This is a genomic window from Actinoplanes rectilineatus (assembly GCF_000962825.1).
Taxonomy (GTDB): Bacteria; Actinomycetota; Actinomycetes; order Mycobacteriales; family Micromonosporaceae; genus Actinoplanes; species Actinoplanes rectilineatus.
In genome coordinates, this window is the sequence record NZ_JZKF01000056.1 from 1 (window position 1) to 16,686 (window position 16,686).

Genomic DNA, 16,686 nt, shown 5'->3' on the forward strand with positions numbered 1-16,686 from the left:
ACGAGCTGACGAGCTGACGAGCTGACGAGCTGACGAGCTGACGAGCTGACGAGCTGACGAGCTGACGAGCTGACGAGCTGAGCAAACCAGAGAGGGCGGCGCGCTTGGAAGCCTTGCGAGCAGGAAGTTACCGGGGCGGGAAAGCGCAAACCCCGGGAGACTTGGAGCGTCCCGGGGTTTGCGCAGCTACGAGATCAGAAGATGTCGTTGCCGAGGTTGATCAGGCCGATCTGCGTGTTGTGGGAGTGCGGGTGACCGCCGCCCAGACCGCCACCCAGACCGCCGAGGCCGCCACCCAGGCCGCCCAGACCGCCGCCGCCCAGCGCGCCGCCACCCAGGCCGCCGCCGAGACCGCCGAGGCTCAGGCCACCGAGGCCGCCACCGAGGCCGCCGCCCAGACCGCCGCCGAGGCCACCGGCCAGGCCACCGCTGATGGAAGCGTTCAGGGAACCGCCGAGACCGCCGCCCAGAGCACCGGCACCCAGGCCGCCGCCCGGCAGGCCGTGGACGGCGCCGTAGCCACCGCGGTCCTTCTTGCACTTGTGGTCGGCCGCCTGGGCCGGAGCGGCCATGGCGAGGCTCGCGCCGGCGGCGAGGAAGATGCCGCCGAGGAACAGAGCCGTACGACGCATGATGTGTTTCCTTCCGGAGTTGGTATGACCAAGGGAGAGTTTGTCCCGAGAAAGGCCCTATTGCACCTATTTTGCGCACAGAAGAAACCATGGTGCACGGATTGGGGGAAATTGCTCCGCGGCAGAAGCGGGCGGGTTAGGGTCCGAAAGGCCGGTTCATTCCCTGAAGGTGCATTCGCGTTCGGCGCACGCCGCCCCCACCGCGGGACAAGGCCGTGAACAGCGAAAACGGGTCGAGTAATGACCGGGGACGGACACCACGCGGGTCAGCGAACGGGTGGGTGATCCCGACACGCCGACTGGCGAACGCTCAGACCGCCGCACCAAACGAGGCCACAGAAAAAAGTGAAGCCACGCCGAGGTGGCGAAGCTTCACGAAAAGACGAAAAGACGAAAGACGAAGACACGAAACTCGGAACGCGAAGCCCCACGCGCACACAGAGCAAAGTCAGGACGCGCGCACGGAGCGGAGACAAAGACGCGCACACGGAGCAGAGACCAAGCGGAGACGAAACCGGCCGACAGGCCCGGCGAGCAGGACCATGCCGGTTCCCCGGAACACGCTGTGCGGGCGGACTGGAGCGGCCGGTCACCGCGTACCCGAAAGGCAGCGTGACCGGCCCATCTGCCTAGAGCCGCACGCCCAGCAACGCGTCCACCGCCTGGGCCATCAACCTCGGCGCCTGCTCGTCGTCGCCCGCGCCCGCCAGGGCCGCGTCCACCCAGGCGTCGACCACGGTCAGGGCCCCCGGCGCGTCCAGGTCGTTGTTCAGGGCTTCGCGAACGGCCGCCAGCAGGCCCTCGCCCGACGGGCCCGACTCCGCCTCGGCCGCCTCACGCCAGCGGGACAGGCGCTGCTGGCCGGTCTTCAGGACGTCGTCCGTCCAGTCACGGTCGCTGCGGTAGTGGCCCGACAGGAGGCCCAGGCGGACCGCCATCGGGTCGATGCCGTCGCCCCGGAGGCGGGAGACGAAGACCAGGTTGCCGCGGGACTTCGACATCTTCTCGCCGTCGAGGCCGATCATGCCGGCGTGCGCGTAGTGGCGGGCGAACGGTGCCGCGCCCGTCAGGACCTCCGCGTGGGCGGCCGAACACTCGTGGTGCGGGTACAGCAGGTCGCTGCCGCCGCCCTGCACGTCGATCGTGTCGCCCAGCAGGTTCAGGGCGATCGTGGCGCATTCGATGTGCCAGCCGGGGCGGCCGGGGCCGAGTTCGCCGCCGTCCCACTTCGGTTCGCCGTCGCGGGCGCCGCGCCACAGCAGCGGGTCCAGCGGGTCGCGTTTGCCGTCGCGGTCCGGGTCGCCGCCGCGTTCGGCCGACAGGGTCGTCATGTCCGCGACGGACAGGTTCGACTCGTAGCCCCAGTGCGGCGCCGCGGCGATGTCGAAGTAGATGTCGCCGGTGCCGTCGTCGAGACGGTACGCCGCGCCCTGGTCGAGCAGGGAGATCACGTGCGTGACGATGGACGGGATCGATTCGACGGCGCCAACATAGTGTGCCGGCGGGATGATCCGCAGGGCTTCCATGTCCTCGCGGAACAGGGCCGTCTCGCGCATGGCCAGGACCACCCAGTCCTCGCCGTCACGTTCGGCCCGTTCCAGCAGCGGATCGTCGATGTCGGTCACGTTCTGCACATAGGTGACCCGGTGGCCGGCGTCGCGCCACAGCCGGTTGACCAGATCGAACGCGATCATCGTGGCGGCGTGGCCGAGATGGGTCGCGTCGTAGGGGGTGATGCCGCAGACGTACATCGTCGCCGTCTCGCCCGGCGTGGTCGGTTCCAGCGACCGGCGCGCCGAGTCGTAGAGCCGCAACGCGGGTGCATTCCCCGGCAGGGTGGGTACGTCGTGACCGGTCCAAGCGTCCATGCTCGGAGCCTATCCAGCGGCGTTATATGAAATCCGCTCGCGTGACCTAAACCTCTAGATCGGCGGCCAGGGGATGGCCGGCCATTCCTGGGGCGGTTCCGGGAAACGGCACGCCCGCATCAGGCGTTTCACCCGGCGGCCGACCTGCCGCACCTCGGTGATGGTCAGGTGTTCGTCGAGGGCCTCGCCGAGCGGGCCGTCGAGTTGTTCACCCAGGCGGGCGAGCACGTCGGTCGCCTCGGCCGGCAGCGGTTTACCGGTCCAGCCCCAGAGGACCGTGCGCAGCTTGTTCTCCACGTGGAAGCTGACGCCGTGGTCGACGCCGTGCACGTCACCGCTGGCCGGGTAGAGCACGTGGCCGCCCTTGCGGTCGGCGTTGTTGATCACCGCGTCGAAGACGGCGAGCCGGGCCAGGCGGGGGTCGTCGGCGTGGGCCAGTGCGTAGGCGTCGCCGTCGTCGTCGCGGGCCGACGCCACCGCGAACCAGCCCTCCGGCACGTCGAACGCCGGCACGAAACCGATCAGCGAACCGACCTCGGCGGGCTCGTCGATCCAGAGTTGCAGCGCACCGGGGCCGAGCGGGCCGTCCCGCAGGATCGTCGGCGGCACCAGGCCCCAGCCGGTGGCCCGGGACACCAGGTAGGCCGACACTTCACGGCCGGCGAGGGTGCCGTCCGGGAAGTCCCACAGCGGGCGCTCGCCGCGGACCGGCTTGTAGACGCAGCGCCGGGTCACCCCGTCCAGGGTGATCTCAGCCCGCAGCGTCGTGTTGGAGGCGTCGACGAGGCGCCCCTCGATGTCGATCCGGCCGCGGCCGAGCAGCTCGAGGGCGTCCGTCTCGGCCAGCACGGCTGCGGGCTCCGCCGTCACCGGTGGTAACCGTTGTGCCGGGGGCAGAGGTGTCCGGCCGGGTCCAGCGGCTGTCCGCAGAGCGGGCAGGGCGGACGGCCGGCGGCGACGACCCGGCGGGCCCGGTCGATGAACGCGCGGGTCGCCTCGGGGGTCAGCCGGACCCGCAGACGATCGAGATCGTCGTCGGGCTCGTCGTCCTCGTCCTCGTCGTCCTCATCATCGTCATCGTCGTCGGCGCCCAGCCCGTCGCCGGGGATCTCGGTGTCCGGCTCGCCGGCCTCGATCGCCTCGATCACGACGGTGCCGGTGTCCACGTCGAAGGCGAGACCCAGCGTGCCGACCCGGAACTCCTCGTCGATCGGGGAGTCGAGCGGCTCGTTGTCATGCACCGCGAGCACGGGGATCTCCGGCAGGGTGATGCCGAACCGCTTGTTGGCCTCGAGGAGCAGCTCCTCGAGTTTCTCGGCGAGCAGCGACACCTGGACCTTCTCCAGAGCGACACTGACCACTCGGCCACCGCCGCGTGCCTGGAGGTAGAAAGCGCGGTCCCCGGGCTCGCCCACCGTCCCGGCGACGAACCGCTCGGGCGGCTCGAAGGCATGTACTTGGTGGGTCATGCCGACAACCCTAGCCATCCGCGGCGGTAACCGCGCGGGTCAAGGTCCCCGGTTCGCCGAGGGCGCAACCGCCACGACTCTGCGTCGATATTCCGGTTACGGAACGCCTCAGACGCCGCCTCCGGCGCCTCCACCCACCGCGGCGTCACTCTGATCGGCCCGCTCCCGGCCGTCTTTTTTCGGGGGTACGAGTGAAGCAAGGTCACCCGTGTCGTTGACCCGCACCAGGAACGGCCGCGTCGGCGTGTACCGGATCACGGTGATCGATGCCGGGTCGGCCACGATCCGCTGGAACTGGTCCAGATGCAGGCCCAGCGCGTCGGCGACGATGGCCTTGATCACATCGCCGTGGCTGCATGCCAGCCAGATCGCCTCCGGCCCGTGTTCGGCGGTGACCCGCGCGTCCCAGGACCGGACCGTGGCGATCGCCCGTGCCGACATGTCCGCCATCGCCTCGCCGTTCGGGAAGACCACGGCGCTCGGGTGCTGCTGCACCACCGGCCAGAGCGGCTCCTCGGCCAGTTCCTTGAGGGGGCGGCCCTCCCAGTCGCCGTACCCGCATTCGATCAGGCCCTCGTCCAGCTCCGGCTCGGCGGCCGGGGTGGCGATCGCAACGGTCTGCCGGCACCGGATCAGCGGGCTGGACACGACGGTGGCCAGCGGCAGCACACCGAGCCGGTCGCGGACCCGGGCGGCCTGGGCGCGCCCGGTGTCGTCGAGTTCGACCGGGCGGCGGCCGGCCAGTCCACCGGACGCGTTGGCGGTGGTACGGCCGTGCCGCAACAACAGGACGGTGGCCACTAGACTCCCGATTCCTCGAACGCCTCCGCGACGATGCGCAGAGTACGGATACCGCTCTCCCGGTCGCCCACGTACGGGCTGACCGACAGGGTGCCGACACCGGCCGCCGCGTACTCCCGGATCCGCTCGACGACCCGCTTCTTGTCGCCGATGATCGAGGTCCGCTCGATGAACTCCTGCGGCACCGCGGCGGCCGCCTCGGCGACCTGCTTGTTCAGGTAGAGGTCCTGGACGAGTTTGGCCTCTTCGGCGTAGCCCATCCGGACCGCGAGCTGGTTGTAGAAGTTCTGCTCCCGGCTGCCCATCCCGCCGATGTACAGCGCCGCGTACCACCGGACCACGTCGGCGCAGGCCGCCACGTCGTCGCCGAGCACCACCGGGACGGTCGGCGCGATGTCGAACCCGTCCAGGGTCTTGCCGCTGCGCTCCCGGCCGGCCTTGATCACCGCGAGCTGCTCCTCGGCGCCGTCCGGGGCGAAGAAGATCGCCAGCCAGCCGTCGGCGACCTCCCCGGCCAGCTCCAGGTTCTTCGGGCCGACCGCGGCCAGGTAGATCGGCACGTCCGTGCGCTGCGGGTGGAAACCCAGCTTGATCGCCTTGCCGGCGCCGCCGGGCAGGGGCAGCGTGTAGTGCTCGCCGTCGTAGGACACCTTCTCCCGGGCCAGCGCCATCCGGACGATGTCCACGTACTCCCGGGTGCGGCCCAGCGGTTTGGCGAACTTCACGCCGTGCCAGCCCTCGGAGACCTGCGGCCCGGACACGCCCAGCCCGAGCCGGAACCGGCCGCCGGACAGGGTGTCGATCGTCGCGGCGGTCATCGCGGTCATCGCCGGGGTGCGCGCCGGGATCTGCATGACGGCGGCACCCAGGTCGATGCGCTCGGTCTGCCCGGCCATCCAGGCGAGCATGCTCACCGTGTCCGATCCGTACGCCTCGGCGGCCCACACCACCGCATATCCGAGCCGGTCGGCCTCCTGCGCCATGGCGAGGTGGTCGGCGGGCGTGCTCCACGCCGTCTGATATCCGAGACTGAGACCGAGCCGCACAGTGTCCTCCCAGATCTTGATGTGGAAGCAAGCCTACTGACCGGTCGGGCTTACGTTTCCGTCCGGTAACCGACCGACTCAGGTCCGGGCGGATCATTTCGCCGCCGGCCTGCTCTGAATAAGGTTCACTCATGTACCAGCGACCGCTCGGCCGAAGCGGGCTAGCGGTTTCGCGGCTCGCGCTCGGCACCATGACCTGGGGCCGGGACACCGACCCCGACGACGCGGCCGCCCAGCTCAAGGTGTTCCTGGAGGCCGGCGGCACGCTGATCGACACCGCCGACGTCTACGGCGACGGCGACGCCGAGGCGGTCATCGGCTCCCTGCTCGACCAGATGGTCCCCCGCGACCAGGTGGTGATCGCGACGAAGGCGGGCCTGACCCCGCAGGGCTACCGGCCACGCGACGGCTCCCGCGGCAACCTGCTGCGTTCGCTGGACGCGTCGCTGCGCCGGCTCGGGACCGACTACGTCGACCTGTGGCAGGTCCACGGCTACGACGCGCAGACCCCGTTCGAGGAGACCCTGTCCGCTCTGGATCAGGCGGTGAACAGCGGGAGGGTGCGCTACGCCGGCGTCTCCAACTTCGCCGCCTGGCAGATCGCCCGCGCGGCGACGTGGCAGGCCGCGTACCCCTCACGGGCCCCGATCGTCGCCGCCCAGATGGAGTATTCCCTGCTCGAACGCGGCATAGAGCGCGAAGTTCTGCCCGCCGCCGCAGCCCTCGGCTTCGGGGTGCTCGCCTGGTCCCCGCTGGGCCGCGGCGTGCTCACCGGCAAATACCGCAACGGTCGCCCCCTCGACTCCCGGGCTGCTTCGGATCACATGGCCCCGTTCGTGCGGACCTATCTCGAACCGCGCAGTTCCAGCATCGTCGAGGCGGTCGTGATAGCGGCCGGCGGCCTCGGCGTCTCCCCTCTCGAGGTGGCGCTCGCCTGGATCCGCGACCGCCCCGGCATCGCCTCGGCCATCCTCGGCGCGCGCACCGCCGGTCAGCTCCAGGGCGCCCTGCGCAGTGAACAGCTGACCCTGCCCGCGGAGATCGCCGTCGCGCTCGACGACGTCTCCGCCATCGACGTCGGATACCCCGAACGCGAGGGCACCGGTTACCCCGACATGTGACCGACGGGACTGGCCTCACGCAGGACGGAAGCGCATATTGGTGTCCATGGACTACGAATATGCGCCGCTGCGGTTGCCCAGCAATGTCGACCGGCTGACCGCGGCGGCGCAACTCGCCATCCAGGCCGAATTCTCCGGCTGGGAACTCGCCCGCGTTCAGCTCTTCCGCGACGGCTCCCGCAAAGTCGTGCTGCGCCGCCGCGTACAGCCCACCCCGCAGCCCAATCTGAGTTACTAAACACCCTTAAAACCGCATATATGGTACGACCTAGGGGCCGAACAACCGCAGGAACGCGCTCTCACGCTGACCGCCCGCGCCGCGTTCCCGCACTCCCCTGCCGCCGTTCCGGGCCCATGCGGCCCCGAACGCCCCACGGCCCTCACCATCCGCGACCCGCCCGCTGTCGCCACGGGCCGGCCGTCACGTCAGCCACACCGGTCGTGCACGGTTTTCACCCTCGGCACTGAACAACCGCCGGCGACGGCTCAGGCACCACCGGCCGCAGCCCACGGCCGCCCTCGGCTTCCCGAATCGACCGCCCCCAACAGCCCGACCGGCCGGAATGCCACTCAGCTCATGGTGATCCGGACAACGGGCACGGAGGCTCCGAGTGGCTGAGCTGAGTCGACGGGAAGCAACCGCAGGTGACGCTCGGCAGGCACGATGGCGGCAGTGGCCAAGCCCTCGGCCGGCATCGTGATCAACTTATGCTGAGCGGCATCACGGCCGGCCGAGCCGTCGCCCACGGCTACCCGGGAGACGGAAATGAGCCGTCACCCACGGCTCGGGATTCCCCGCCGTCGCTCAGGACCGCTCCCGACGCATCAACGAACCGTGACCGACGGCTCAGGTCGCCCGGCCGCCGTTGACGGTCGTTCTCGACTCACGGATCGACCACCACCGACGGCCACGCCGACCGAGCCGTCGCCCACGGCTACTCGGGAAACGAAAATGAGCCATCACCCACGGCTCAGGGTTCCCTGCCGTCACTCGGGGTTCCCAGCCTGACGCAAGCACAGACGAGCCGACGAACAGGCAAACGCGACGCAGACGAGCACGAACAGGCCGACACGAGCCGGCGCGAACAGGCGGGCGCGAGCCGACGCGAACAGGCCGACACGAGCGGGCGGGTTGCGGCGGGACTGCTTTACGGCGTACCCGAGAAGAGGCTGAAGCCCTGCCGCCCAAGAGTGACGAACGAACGGCCCCGGGCGGGAAGCCCGAGGCCGTCGACAGTGAAGAGCAGCGCAGAGCAGGAGACTAGTGGGCGTGGCCCGCGTGGTCGTCCTCGTCGTCCGGGAGGAACGGGTGCTCGTCGAGGCGGCCGACCAGCGCGTCGCCCTCGGCCGGGGAGAACGGGCCGGTGCCGTCGGCGTCGTCGAAGGCTTCGAGGTCGAGGGGCTCGGTGACCTCGGTGACCGTGAGGAGGCCGTCGAGCGGCTCCAGCTCGGGCACGTCCAGGGAGGCCAGGGAGCCGTCACCGGCCTGCAGCAGCTCGAGGACGGCCTCGCCGACCGATTCGACCGGGCCGGCGTCCTCGTCGTCGGGGACGGAGGCGCGTCGGGCGGTCTCGGCGACGCGGAGCAGGGCCGCCACGCTCGGGACGCGGTAGTCGCGACGCTGGCGGACCGAGATGACCTGCGGGTACGGGTCGGCGGCGCCGTCGCCGGATCCGTCCGCGGAGGTGGCGAAGCGGTGGTCGGCCTCGTCGGGGTCGATGGATTCGACATCCCAGGGGGTGACCTCGCCGAACGCGTCGAGCAGCTTCTCGTCGTAGGCGAAACTCGCGTTGTTCAAGTCGACGTACGCCTGCCAGACGTCGTCGTCGTCGATGCGGCCGGCGGCTGCCTTGACGGCGGCAAGGTGAGCCCGCGCCGCCTCGACAACCCGCTCGAGGGCGGCGTCGAGTTCAGCGTTCTGGTCGCTCATGAGTATCGGGGTCCTTCCGGATTCAGCTGTTGCGGAGCAGACGGTCCAGCACACGCACGCCGAACTCTAGCCCCTCCACCGGTACCCGCTCGTCGATGCCGTGGAACAGGGCGGCAAAGTTGAGGTCGGGCGGGAGCCGCAGCGGCGCGAAGCCGAAACAGCGGATCCCCAGCGTGGCGAAGGCCTTGGCGTCGGTGCCGCCGGACATCAGGTACGGCACGGTACGCGCCCCGGGGTCCTCGGCACGCAGCGCCGCGCCCATCGCCTCGACCAGGTCACCCTCGAAGGCGGTCTCGACGGCCGGTTGCCGGTGGATGTGTTCGATCTCCAGGTCGGGCCCGATGATGTCGCGGAGTTCGGCGAGGAACGAGTCGGCCTGGCCGGGCAGGGTGCGGCAGTCGATCGTCGCGGACGCCTTGCCGGGGATGACGTTGTCCTTGTATCCCGCGGCGAGCCGGGTCGGGTTGGCGGTGTTGCGGATGGTCGCGCCGATCAGGTTGGCGATCGGGCCCAGTTTCGCGATCGCCAGCTCCGGGTCGTCCGGGTTCAGGTCGATCTGCAGGGCGTCGCTGACCTGTTCGAGGAAGGCCCGCACGGTGGGGGTGACGACGACCGGGAAGCGGTGGTTGCCGACCGCGGCGACGGCCTCGGCGAGCCGGGTGACCGCGTTGTCGTCGTGGATGAAGGAGCCGTGGCCGGGCCGCCCGTGGGCGTGCAGGCGCAGCCAGTCGAGGCCCTTCTCGGCGGTCTGCACCAGGTAGAGGCGCAGGTCGTCGTTGACGGTGTAGGAGTAGCCGCCGACCTCACCGATCGCCTCGGTGCAGCCTTCGAACTGCTCGGCGTGGTTCTGGACCAGCCACTGGGAGCCGTACTCCATGCCGGCTTCCTCGTCGGCGGTGTACGCCAGGACGATGTCGCGCGGCGGCACGTATCCGGTGCGCTGCCAGTCGCGGACCACGGCGAGCACCATGGCGTCGAAGTCCTTCATGTCGACGGCGCCGCGGCCCCACAGGTAGCCGTCCTTGATCTCGCCGGCGAACGGCGGGACCGACCACTCGGCGGCGTCGGCGGGGACCACGTCGAGGTGGCCGTGCACGAGCAGCGCGCCGCGGCTGCGGTCGGCGCCGGGGATCCGGGCGACCAGGTTGGCGCGTTTCGGCGCCGACTCGAGCAGCTGCGACTCGATGCCGACCTCGCCGAGCTTCTCGGCCACGTATTCGGCGGCGACGCGTTCGCCGACGGTCGTCAGCGGGTCGCCGGTGTTGGTGGTGTCGATGCGCAGCAGGTCACGGCAGAGCCCGGTGACCTCGTCGGCCGCGGTGGTGGTCATCCGCCATTCTTACCAGGAAAGTGTTTCTTCACCTCCGCTCAGGGGCGGCGGGACGGGAACGTCGTTTGGTCGAGGCCGGGTGCGGGGTATCACGTCGGACGTGTCTGACGTGAATCTTCCCCCGCTGCCGCCGGTCGGTGGCGAGACCACCGGGCGCAACATCATCGATGTCGTCGCCGAGCAGCACCGTGAGCTGATCTCCCTGGCCGAGCGTCTCGCCGACGCTCCCGATGACAAGAAGGTGGCGTCCGTTCTGGTCGCCACCGCCTCCCGCCATCTCTCCGGCGAGGAGCAGTACCTCTATCCCGCGGTCCGGGCCACCGTGCCGGGCGGCGGGGCGATCGCCGACCGGGAACTGGCCGAGGATCTCGCGCTGCTGGAGTTGTTGCGGGATCTGGAACGCGGCGGGGATCCCGGGCGGGTCGTGGCGGCGGTCCGGCGGCATGTCGAGGCCGACGCGGAGGAGTTGTTACCGCTGTTGGAGCAGATGGTGCCGATCGAGACTCTGATCCGTCTGGGGAACCGGCTGGAGACCACCGAGGAGGCGGCACCGACCCGTCCGCACCCGCGGACGCCGAGCCGCCCACCGTGGAACAAGGTGGTGGATCCGCTTCTCGGCGTGGTCGACAAGATCCGCGATGTGGCGACCGCGCGTACTACATACATGCGCGATCTGTAATCAAACGCCAGTAGCGGGCGGTAAGTCGAGTCTGTCCTGTTCGTTAATACGTTTGTCACAGGATGCGGATCTTTCTCCGGCTCGCAGGGCTAGCCTTCGATCCCTTTCTAGTCCTAACGTCACGCTATGAACCTCGAGCTGCGGCATCTGAAGGTGGTCTGCGCCATCGCGGAGACCGGCAGCGTGACCAAGGCCGCGTCACAGTTGGGCCTCGCCCAACCAGCGCTCACCGCGCAACTGCAGCGCATCGAGCGGACGCTCGGTGGCCCGCTGTTCGACCGCGACCGCCGTGGGGCACGCCCAACCGCGCTGGGAGAGCTCGTGCTCTCCCGCGCCCGGGTGCTGCTGCCCGCGATGAAGGGCCTTCAGGACGAGGCCGCCCGCCTGGCCGCCGGCAGCCACGACGTGATGAGCCGGTACCGGATCGGCGCGATCGGCGGGCCGGTCGTCGCGCACCTGCTGCACCGGCTCTCCACCACCCAGCCGGACGCCCAGATCTCCACGCACGCGTCCTACTACGTCGACGAGCTGGCCACCATGGTCCTCGCCGGCAAGCTGGACTACGCCCAGGCCGGGGTCTGCGGGGACGCCATGCCGTCGGCGGACTACGGCCTGATGTGGGAGACCATCGCGGTCGACGGCGTCTGCGTGCTGATGCCGGAGGACCACCCGCAGGCCAAGGGGGCCGAGGTCGACCTGGCCGAGCTGGCCGAGGAGCAGTGGGTGGCCGGCACCGGCGACGGCTGCTTCGCGGACTGTTTCGCGGCGGCCTGCGCCCGGGCCGGGTTCGCGCCCCGCAAGATGCTCGAGACCGACCCGCGGGCCTGCGTGGACATGGTCGAGCTGGGACTGGCCGTCGGCCTGTGCCAGCCGACGTTCCGGCCACCGGCGGGCCTGACCACCCGGCCGTTGCGCGGCGCGCCGCTGCGCTGGCGGCTGGTGCTCGGCTGGCACCCGGAGTCGCCGGCGGCCCGCAGCGCGTCGCGGCTGATGGAGCTGGCCCAGGAGGCCTACCAGGACGTGATCGCCCGCAACGAGGGCTATGTCGAGTGGATACGCGGACACCCGCACCTCGGTGCCAGCGGCGGCGGAGGCAACAGCGCCGGCGCCGAACTGGCCGCGGCGTAACCACGTCGGGCGGCACGAACAGACGACATCGGGGGCACCGGATCCTGCCGGCGCCCCCGATGGATGAAACTCAAGGGAAAACCCTCACCTCGCCACGGCCGGTGCCGTCGTCGACTCCACCGCGAAGGTCAACTCGCTGTCCCGGGCGTCCACCCGTACCGTCTGGCCGGGCGCCAGATCCGCCGCGAGCAACATCTTGGACAGCCGGTTGTCGAGCTCGCGCTGGATGGTCCGGCGCAGCGGCCGGGCCCCGAACTCCGGCTGGAACCCGCGGTCCGACAGCCAGTCCACCGCGGCCCCACTGACCTCCAGCCGGACGTCCTGCGCGGCCAGCCGCCGCCGGGTCTCCTCGAGCATCATCTCGGTGATCCGGTGCAACTGGTCGTCCTCGAGCTGCCGGAAGACGATGATCTCGTCGATCCGGTTGATGAACTCGGGACGCAGCTGTTCGCGCAGCCGCCGGTCGAGCCGGTCACGCAGCTCCTCGTCGGCGGAGCGGCCGGTGTCCGGGCCGCCGAAGCCGACGCTGCGGGTGCTGCCGGTGATCAGGTCCGAGCCCAGGTTGCTCGTCATGATCAGTACGGTGTTCTTGAAGCTGACCGTCCGCCCCTGACTGTCGGTCAGCCGCCCGTCGTCGAGCACCTGCAGCAGGATGTTGAACACGTCCGGGTGGGCCTTCTCGATCTCGTCGAGCAGCACCACGCTGTACGGCCGGCGGCGCACCGCCTCGGTCAGCTGGCCCGCCTCGTCGTACCCGACATAGCCGGGAGGCGCACCGACCAGGCGCGACACCGTGTGCCGTTCCTGGAACTCGCTCATGTCCAGCCGGATCATCCGGTCCGCCTCGCCGAACAGCGACTGTGCCAGCGAGCGGGCCAGTTCGGTCTTGCCGACCCCGGTGGGCCCGAGGAACAGGAAACTGCCGACCGGCCGGTCCGGGTCGCCCAGTCCGGCCCGCGAGCGGCGGACCGCCTCGGCGACAGCCTCGACCGCGTCGTCCTGCCCGATCACGTGGGCGTGCAGGTGGTCCTCCAGCTTGAGCAGGCGGTCCCGTTCGGCCTCGGTCAACTGCGCCACCGGGATCCCGGTGGCGCGGGAGACCACCTCGGCCACGTCCGCCCCGGTCACCTGCGGCACACCGCCCGAGCCGCCGCCGACGCCGGCGATCTGCGCCTTCAGATCGTTGATCTGGTCGCGCAGCCGGGACGCCTCCTCGTAGTGCTCGGCGGCCACCGCCTGGTCCCGGTCCCGGTTGAGCTGCTCGAGGCGGCGTTCGCGTTCGCGCAGCCCGGCATCCGGGGTCTTCATCCGCAGGCGTACCCGGGCGCCGGCCTGGTCGACCAGGTCGATCGCCTTGTCCGGCAGGAACCGGTCGGTGATGTAGCGGTCCGAGTAGACCGCCGCGGCGTCCAGCGCCTCGTCGGTGATGCGTACCTGGTGGTGGGCCTCGTAGTTGTCCCGCAGGCCGCGCAGGATCGCCACGGTGTCCGCCACCGACGGCTCGCCCACGTGCACCGGCTGGAACCGGCGGGCCAGCGCGGGGTCCTTCTCGATGTTCCGGCGGTACTCGTCGAGGGTGGTCGCGCCGATCACCCGCAGCTTGCCGCGGGCCAGGGCGGGCTTGAGCATGTTGCTCGCGTCCATCCCGCCGCCGTCGCCGCCACCACCGGCCCCGACCAGGGTGTGGATCTCGTCCAGGAAGACGATCAGGTCGTCGCCGGAGCCCTGGATCTCGTCGAGGACCTTGCGCATGCGCTCCTCGAAGTCGCCGCGGTAGCGGGTGCCGGCCACCAGGGCGGCCAGGTCGAGCTGCACGACCCGCATGTCCTGCAGGGTCAGCGGGACGTCGCCGTCCACGATGCGCTGGGCCAGCCCCTCGACGATCGCGGTCTTGCCGACGCCGGCCTCACCGATCAGGACCGGGTTGTTCTTGGTACGCCGGGACAGGATCTCCACGGCCTGTTCGATCTCGTCGGCCCGGCCGATCACCGGGTCGATCTCGCCGCGGCGGGCCGACTCGGTCAGGTCCACGCCGAACTGCTCCAGCGTGGGCGTCGACGACGGGCCGGAGCGGGGACCGCCCTGGCCGCCCGGGTTCTGCCCGGCCGGCGGCTCGGCGTGCGGGATGGCGCGCGCGTCGAGGCGCCCGGCGAGCAGGCGGCCGGCGACCGAGTCGGGGTTGAGGCCGAGTGCCATCAGGATGTGTTCCGGTCCGATGTAGGAGGCGCCGACCGCGCGGGAGATCTGCAGACTGTCCAGCAGCGCCCGCTTGGCGGCCGGGGTGAGGGCCACCTGTTCGGGCAGGTCACGGCCGGCGGTCTCGCCGCCACGCGACTCCAGCTCGCGCAGCAGGGTGTCGGGGTCGGCCCCGGCGCGGCGCACGGTCTGCTTCATCGGGTCCTGCTGGAGCACGGCCCACAGCAGGTGGTCGGTGTCGAGGTCGGCGAGGGGCCGGGCGGTGCCGGCCAGTTCGCCGGCCCGGCGTGCGGCGTCGGCGAGAACGTGCCGGGCGTCGTTGCTCATGTAGCGGGCGATGTCGAATCGCTGCGCCGCGCGGCGCGGCTCGGCCGCACCGAAGAAGCGCGCGAACAGGTCGTCCCACTGGCCGGGCCCGGTGGGCCCGAACGGTCCGATGCTCATCTGTGCTCTCTCCCCTGGTACTTCGGTGGGCTCCCGGGACATCAGGGAACCCACGTGTCAGAAGCGCGTGAAGCGGGCCGGTGATTCCCGGATCGCGAAAAAAGTTGACTGGAGTACGCTCAACTTCATGGCCGAACCGCCCCTGACACCCGTGTTCCAGGAGCCTGCGCCCCCGGCACCTCAACATCAGGATGCCCCTCCCGGTGCGTCCGCAGGCCCGGAGCGCGGATCTGCGCCCCTGGTGATCGTCGACGGCGCCAACGTGGTCGGCTCGGTGCCGGACGGCTGGTGGCGCGACCGGGCGGGCGCCGCGATCCGGCTGCGCGACGACCTCGCGGCGCTGCCGGCCACGGGACTGCCCGGCCTTCCCGGCCCGGTCGAGGTGGTCCTGGTCGTCGAGGGCCGGGCCCGGGACATTCCGCAAGGTCCGGGTGGGGTGCGCCTGGAGCGCGCGTCCGGCTCCGGCGATGACAAGATCATTGATGTGGTACGCCAGGAGTCCGCCGGCAGGCGCACCGTGGTCGTCACCGCCGACCGGGAGCTGCGCGAGCGCGCCACGGCCCTGGGCGCCGAGGTCCGCGGCCCGTCGTCGGTCCCCCGCTGATCGGGTGACGGCCCGGCCGGGCCACTTCGATGCGGACGACGGCCCCGCGGGTTATCATGATCCACAGTGGACTGCGGGCCGTACAGCAGGCCAGCTGGGTGATCGTCGTCGACGGCGGGTGCCGGTGTGCCGGATCCGGCCGGTGGACCGCGGTGATCGGGGTCTGCCAAATAGGGCATCCGAACACGGCACGGCGAGAACCGGGCGGTAGGCTGGGAACGCAAGTGGGAACGCCGTACAGGAGGCTGCACGGGTGGCCAGTGTCGCCGAGGTAAGAGCTGCCGTGGACGCCGCACTTCAGCAGGTCTCCGAGGGGCAGGCGGCGATACAGGCGGCCCGGGAGAAGATCGGTGAGGCTCAGCAGAGCCTGGCCGCCGCCCTCGACGGCAGCACCAACGACGCCGTCGGGGCCGCCCACGCGTCACTCTCCCAGGCCGATCAACAGCTCGAGGAGTGCCTCAGCGCCACTCTGGTGGCCGTCGAGCAGGCGCAGACCTACACGGCGACCCTCTGACACGATGTCGCTGCTGCAGGAACTCGGCGCCCAGCTCCGCGCCACCTCCGACGAGCTTCCCACCGGTCAGGTGACCGCGGCGATGGAAAAGCTGCGCAGCGCCACCGAGATCCTGATGTGGGTCCGCGAGCAGTCCGTCGACCCGATGGGCGTACCCCAGCTGGGCAACGCCACCGAACACGTGGAACGCGCGGCAGCGGCCCTGCGCGCCGCCCAGGACGCGATCGACGCCTACCTGGCCGCCGTCGGGCTGGCCGGCACCCCCGGCGCGGCCCCCGGCCAGGAGTGGCGGGCCTCGATGCGGCCGGACGACTCGGCCCGCGGCGACGAGCAGGCGACCGCACCGGCGACCGAGAGGCTCGGCCCGTGGTGGCAGCGGCGGGTCGCCGAGCTGACCGGCGAGCCCGCCCCGGAGAAGACCCCCGAACCGGACGGCACCGACACCGCCGAGCTGCTGCGCCGGGTCGCCGCCGGGGTCCGCGCCGGTGACCGGTCCCGGCTGGGCCGCGAGCTGCACGCGGTGAACGCGTCGACCGGCCTCGGACTGGCCGCGGTCACCCCCGCGGTGCTGCACCGCCTCGCCGGTGACCTGCTCGGCCACGAGCCCCGCCCGGAGGACGTCCCCCGTTTGCGCACCGCCGCCGAGGGACGGGTGAAAGCGCTGCTGCCGGGGAATCAACCCGGTGTGCTGGAGACGCTGATCGACCGGATCTGCCGGGTCCCGGTGGAGAAACAGCAGGGGGCCGACCGGCCGGCCGGGCACCCTGCGGACACCGCGGTCACCGCGAGCGTGCTGACCGGCGTACTACTGGCCCGGCTCGGACGCGACGCCGGTGCGCTGAACCCGGACGCCCCCGAGCCGGTACACCCCGGTGCCGGGGCCGCCGAGGGCGACCGCCGGTGACCCCCGCACCACCCGAGATG

Annotated in this window: 16 protein-coding genes; 7 read left to right on the forward strand and 9 right to left on the reverse strand. The window is 71.0% G+C overall.

All coding sequences use genetic code 11. The annotated features are described in order from the left end of the window. Nucleotides 1-194: 194 nt before the first annotated feature. The 6 genes from WH85_RS50885 to WH85_RS31795 form a co-directional block, all read right to left on the reverse strand. Nucleotides 195-632, reverse strand: coding sequence for a hypothetical protein (locus WH85_RS50885; protein WP_157411339.1), 438 nt, complete (start codon nucleotides 630-632; stop codon nucleotides 195-197). A 629-nt stretch (nucleotides 633-1,261) separates the two neighbouring features. Beyond that, nucleotides 1,262-2,500: a cysteine--1-D-myo-inosityl 2-amino-2-deoxy-alpha-D-glucopyranoside ligase gene (mshC, locus tag WH85_RS31775; RefSeq protein WP_045745753.1), complete on the reverse strand. Its 1,239-nt coding sequence runs from the start codon at nucleotides 2,498-2,500 to the stop codon at nucleotides 1,262-1,264. A 54-nt stretch (nucleotides 2,501-2,554) separates the two neighbouring features. Next, nucleotides 2,555-3,370, reverse strand: a complete 816-nt coding sequence (locus WH85_RS31780; RefSeq protein WP_045745754.1) for an SCO1664 family protein — start codon at nucleotides 3,368-3,370, stop codon at nucleotides 2,555-2,557. Then, complete coding sequence (locus WH85_RS31785) at nucleotides 3,367-3,969, reverse strand: DUF3090 domain-containing protein (RefSeq protein WP_045745755.1); 603 nt, start codon at nucleotides 3,967-3,969, stop codon at nucleotides 3,367-3,369. The genes WH85_RS31780 and WH85_RS31785 overlap by 4 nt, the downstream gene beginning before the upstream one ends. Before the next feature lie 108 nt (nucleotides 3,970-4,077). After that, nucleotides 4,078-4,770: a histidine phosphatase family protein gene (locus WH85_RS31790; RefSeq protein WP_045745756.1), complete on the reverse strand. Its 693-nt coding sequence runs from the start codon at nucleotides 4,768-4,770 to the stop codon at nucleotides 4,078-4,080. Next, the gene (locus WH85_RS31795) at nucleotides 4,770-5,816 is read right to left on the reverse strand and encodes an LLM class F420-dependent oxidoreductase (RefSeq protein ID WP_045745757.1); all 1,047 of its coding nucleotides are present in this window, start codon (nucleotides 5,814-5,816) and stop codon (nucleotides 4,770-4,772) included. The genes WH85_RS31790 and WH85_RS31795 overlap by 1 nt, the downstream gene beginning before the upstream one ends. A gap of 131 nt (nucleotides 5,817-5,947) precedes the next feature. Here WH85_RS31795 and WH85_RS31800 point away from each other — a divergent pair, with 131 nt between their 5' ends. Next, nucleotides 5,948-6,937 carry an aldo/keto reductase gene (locus WH85_RS31800; protein WP_045745758.1) on the forward strand — a complete coding sequence of 330 codons (990 nt, stop codon included), beginning with the start codon at nucleotides 5,948-5,950 and terminating at the stop codon, nucleotides 6,935-6,937. Nucleotides 6,938-6,983: 46 nt separating this feature from the next. Continuing rightward, nucleotides 6,984-7,175, forward strand: coding sequence for a DUF5703 family protein (locus tag WH85_RS31805; RefSeq protein ID WP_045745759.1), 192 nt, complete (start codon nucleotides 6,984-6,986; stop codon nucleotides 7,173-7,175). A gap of 1,023 nt (nucleotides 7,176-8,198) precedes the next feature. On the opposite strand, the gene WH85_RS31810 is transcribed toward WH85_RS31805, so the two are convergent. Then, entirely contained in the window at nucleotides 8,199-8,867 is a 669-nt protein-coding gene (locus WH85_RS31810; protein WP_045745760.1) for a hypothetical protein, read from the reverse strand. 22 nt (nucleotides 8,868-8,889) lie between these two features. Continuing rightward, entirely contained in the window at nucleotides 8,890-10,197 is a 1,308-nt protein-coding gene (locus WH85_RS31815) for a M20/M25/M40 family metallo-hydrolase (RefSeq protein ID WP_045745761.1), read from the reverse strand. A gap of 100 nt (nucleotides 10,198-10,297) precedes the next feature. Between WH85_RS31815 and WH85_RS31820 the strand changes: the two genes are divergently transcribed. Together WH85_RS31820 and WH85_RS31825 are read left to right on the forward strand one after the other, a co-directional pair. After that, nucleotides 10,298-10,876 carry a hemerythrin domain-containing protein gene (locus WH85_RS31820; RefSeq protein ID WP_342669812.1) on the forward strand — a complete coding sequence of 193 codons (579 nt, stop codon included), beginning with the start codon at nucleotides 10,298-10,300 and terminating at the stop codon, nucleotides 10,874-10,876. A 126-nt stretch (nucleotides 10,877-11,002) separates the two neighbouring features. Continuing rightward, nucleotides 11,003-12,004, forward strand: coding sequence for a LysR family transcriptional regulator (locus WH85_RS31825; protein ID WP_045745762.1), 1,002 nt, complete (start codon nucleotides 11,003-11,005; stop codon nucleotides 12,002-12,004). A gap of 84 nt (nucleotides 12,005-12,088) precedes the next feature. Here WH85_RS31825 and WH85_RS31830 read toward each other — a convergent pair whose 3' ends face one another. Further along, nucleotides 12,089-14,644 (reverse strand): ATP-dependent Clp protease ATP-binding subunit, encoded by a 2,556-nt coding sequence (locus WH85_RS31830; protein WP_045745763.1) that lies wholly within the window; start codon nucleotides 14,642-14,644, stop codon nucleotides 12,089-12,091. A 241-nt stretch (nucleotides 14,645-14,885) separates the two neighbouring features. Between WH85_RS31830 and WH85_RS31835 the strand changes: the two genes are divergently transcribed. The 3 genes from WH85_RS31835 (at nucleotide 14,886) to WH85_RS31845 (ending at nucleotide 16,666) form a co-directional block, all read left to right on the forward strand. Next, nucleotides 14,886-15,248, forward strand: coding sequence for a PIN domain-containing protein (locus WH85_RS31835; protein ID WP_245674177.1), 363 nt, complete (start codon nucleotides 14,886-14,888; stop codon nucleotides 15,246-15,248). Nucleotides 15,249-15,501: 253 nt separating this feature from the next. Then, nucleotides 15,502-15,762, forward strand: coding sequence for a hypothetical protein (locus tag WH85_RS31840; protein WP_045745764.1), 261 nt, complete (start codon nucleotides 15,502-15,504; stop codon nucleotides 15,760-15,762). Nucleotides 15,763-15,766: 4 nt separating this feature from the next. Further along, on the forward strand, nucleotides 15,767-16,666 hold the full coding sequence (locus WH85_RS31845; protein ID WP_045745765.1) for a hypothetical protein: 900 nt from the start codon (nucleotides 15,767-15,769) through the stop codon (nucleotides 16,664-16,666). Nucleotides 16,667-16,686 lie beyond the last annotated feature (20 nt).

Excerpts from the sequence above, each read along its gene's own strand:
- WH85_RS31825 (WP_045745762.1), top strand. The coding sequence starts at position 11,003 with ATGAACCTCGAGCTGCGGCATCTGAAGGTGGTCTGCGCCATCGCGGAG.
- WH85_RS50885 (WP_157411339.1), bottom strand. The coding sequence starts at position 632 with ATGCGTCGTACGGCTCTGTTCCTCGGCGGCATCTTCCTCGCCGCCGGC.
- WH85_RS31810 (WP_045745760.1), bottom strand. The coding sequence starts at position 8,867 with ATGAGCGACCAGAACGCTGAACTCGACGCCGCCCTCGAGCGGGTTGTC.
- WH85_RS31800 (WP_045745758.1), top strand. The coding sequence starts at position 5,948 with ATGTACCAGCGACCGCTCGGCCGAAGCGGGCTAGCGGTTTCGCGGCTC.
- WH85_RS31845 (WP_045745765.1), top strand. The coding sequence starts at position 15,767 with ATGTCGCTGCTGCAGGAACTCGGCGCCCAGCTCCGCGCCACCTCCGAC.
- WH85_RS31785 (WP_045745755.1), bottom strand. The coding sequence starts at position 3,969 with ATGACCCACCAAGTACATGCCTTCGAGCCGCCCGAGCGGTTCGTCGCC.
- WH85_RS31830 (WP_045745763.1), bottom strand. The coding sequence starts at position 14,644 with ATGAGCATCGGACCGTTCGGGCCCACCGGGCCCGGCCAGTGGGACGAC.
- mshC (WP_045745753.1), bottom strand. The coding sequence starts at position 2,500 with ATGGACGCTTGGACCGGTCACGACGTACCCACCCTGCCGGGGAATGCA.
- WH85_RS31805 (WP_045745759.1), top strand. The coding sequence starts at position 6,984 with ATGGACTACGAATATGCGCCGCTGCGGTTGCCCAGCAATGTCGACCGG.
- WH85_RS31815 (WP_045745761.1), bottom strand. The coding sequence starts at position 10,197 with ATGACCACCACCGCGGCCGACGAGGTCACCGGGCTCTGCCGTGACCTG.